Source organism: Planomonospora algeriensis (genome assembly GCF_977012225.1).
Genome location: NZ_CDRNDK010000693.1, coordinates 1 through 2460, shown reverse-complemented (window position 1 = coordinate 2460; position 2460 = coordinate 1). Strand labels below are relative to the sequence as shown.

Sequence of the window (2460 nt, the reverse complement as noted above, 5' to 3'; positions counted from 1 at the left end):
GCGCTCGAACCGCGCCGTCCCCGGATCCCGCCGGGCCCGGCCCCCGTCACCGGCCCGACGAGCGGAGGTAGGCGAGCACCGCGAGCACCCGGCGGTGCTGGTCGCCGTCCTCGACGTGCAGGCCGAGCTTGGCGAAGATGCTGCGGACGTGCTTCTCCACCGCGCCGTCGCTCACCACGAGCTGGCGGCCGATGGCCGGGTTGGACCTGCCCTCCGCCATCAGGCCGAGCACCTCCCGCTCGCGCGGGGTGAGCGAGGCCAGCGGGTCGTCGCGGCGGCGCCGTACCATCAGCTGGGCGACCACCTGCGGGTCGAAGACCGTGCCGCCGGAGGCGACCGAGCGCAGGCCCCCCATGAAGTCGTCGACGTCCACGACCCGGTCCTTGAGCAGGTATCCCACCGCGCCGCGCGCGTCGGCGAGCAGGTCGTCGGCGTAGGAGACCTCGACGTACTGCGAGAGGATCAGCACCGGCGCCCCCGGCACCCGCCGCCGCGCCTCGACCGCGGCCCGCAGCCCCTCATCGGTGAAACTCGGCGGCATCCGCACGTCCACCACCGAGACGTCCGGCCGGTGCTCGGCGACGGCCTCCACCAGGCCCCCGCCGTCCCCCACCGCCGCCACCACCTCGCAACCGAACTCCTCCAGCAGCCTGATCAGGCCCTCCCTGATCAGGACCGCGTCGTCGGCCACGACTACCCGCACGGCACCTCCGCCACGATCACCGTCGGCCCGCCGGTCGGTGAGTCCACCGCCAGCTCGCCGTCCACCGCCTTGAGGCGGTCGGCGAGCCCGGACAGGCCATGTCCCTTGGCGACGTGCGCGCCGCCGACTCCATCATCCCCGATCGTCAGCATCAGGACGCCACCGGTCTTGCTCAGGGTGACCGTGCAGACGGTGGCGTGGCTGTGCTTGGCGATGTTGGTCAGGGACTCGGCGACCACGAAGTAGATCGTGTTCTCCACCGCGGCGGCGAAGCGCCCCTCCACCTGGATATCCAGCTCGACCGGGACCGTGCACCGCCCGGCGAGCGCGGCCAGCGCCGGGGCCAGGCCGCGGTCGGTCAGGATCGGCGGGGCGATGCCGCGCGAGAGCGCGCGCAGCTCGTCCAGGGTCTCGCGGGTGGAGCTGATGGCCTCGGACAGCATCTGCTCGACCGCCTGGGGGTCCCGCTTGAGCTGGCGCTGGGCCCGGGACAGGTCCATGGCCAGGGAGACCAGGCGCTGCTGCGGCCCGTCGTGGATGTCGCGCTCCAGCTTGCGCAGCGCGTTGGCCTCTGCCGAGACCGCCGCGGCCCGGCCCTCGGCCAGGTCGTCGATGCGCTCCTGCAGCTCCGCGACCCCGGTGAGCATGGCCCGGCCGAGCCCGGCCTGGACCAGCGCCGCACCGCGGAGCACCACCGGCAGCGTGATCGCGAACACCGCGCCGATCGCGGTGTTGAGGATCACCTCCGCCAGGGCGCTGTCACCGAAGCCGAGCAGTTCCGCCAGCCCGTGGTTGTCCGGAATGCTCGCGATGATCCACCCGTAGATCGGCGCGGTCAGCCCGAGGACCGTCCCGGCCCACCAGGTCACCGCGACCGAGAACGTCACGACGGCGACCGGGAAGTTCACGATCGCGTGCAGCAGGTCCAGCCACGACTGCCCGCTGGTCAGCGGGTTGACCGCCCGCCGGAACCAGCCGGCCGTCTCGGGCGCCGGGCGGTAGCGCGGGCGGGCGACCGGGTGGCCGAGCACCTGGGGCAGCGAGCGGCGCTCGATGTCGGCGAAACCCCGGGCGAGCATCAGCGTGGCCGCCAGGATCGGCACGCCCACCCAGACGACGGTCGTGCCCAGCCCGGCGGCGAAACCGACCACCGCCAGGCAGAAGGCGATCACGGAGAGGGGGAATCCGGTGAGCAGGTAGCGGGTGTCGGTGCCGATGCGGCGCAGGAGGGATCTCATGGGGGAAACGCTACGAGTCCCGGACGGCCCGATCGACCCGGTGCGCAGGCGTACCGGGGTAGGGCCATCCCTACCCCGGAGGGTGGGGCCGGGCGCGGGGAAGAGGGCGGGAGCCGTCACTGCGCCGCCGAGGGGGTTCACGGAAGTCTCGGAGCACTGCCCCCCCGACGAATCGAGGCGACCGGTGACCGCCGTCCTGACCCGCTCCGCGCCCCCTCCGGCGCGTCCCGTCCCCCCGGTGCCCGCGCCCCCCGGCCGGGACCTGTTCATCGACGTGCTGCGCCTGTTCGGCACCGCCCTGGTGGTGCTGCAGCACTGGAGCATGCCGGTGCTCTCCCTGGCCGGCGACCGGATCACCACCGGCAACGCGCTGGCCACCGGGAACGCCTGGATGATCACCTGGATCAGCCAGGTGATGCCCCTGGTGTTCTTCGCCGGAGGCGCGGCGGGCGCGATCAGCCACCGCGCCGCGCTCCGGCGCGGAGGAGGCTCGCCCGCCTGGCTCGCGGCACGGTTGCG

Annotated in this window: 2 protein-coding genes and 1 pseudogene; 1 reads left to right on the top strand and 2 read right to left on the bottom strand. The window is 73.7% G+C overall.

Annotated elements, in window-relative coordinates; genetic code table 11:
* Nucleotides 1-46: 46 nt before the first annotated feature.
* Together ACWJ6R_RS34620 and ACWJ6R_RS34615 are read right to left on the bottom strand one after the other, a co-directional pair.
* Nucleotides 47-703, bottom strand: coding sequence for a response regulator transcription factor (locus ACWJ6R_RS34620; RefSeq protein WP_449066253.1), 657 nt, complete (start codon nt 701-703; stop codon nt 47-49).
* A complete protein-coding gene (locus ACWJ6R_RS34615) occupies nt 694-1941 on the bottom strand; it encodes a sensor histidine kinase (protein ID WP_449066252.1) in 1248 nt (415 codons plus the stop codon). The genes ACWJ6R_RS34620 and ACWJ6R_RS34615 overlap by 10 nt, the downstream gene beginning before the upstream one ends.
* A 238-nt stretch (nt 1942-2179) precedes the next feature.
* Between ACWJ6R_RS34615 and ACWJ6R_RS34610 the strand changes: the two are divergent.
* Nucleotides 2180-2460 (top strand): annotated as a pseudogene (locus ACWJ6R_RS34610) (acyltransferase family protein); the annotation flags it as partial.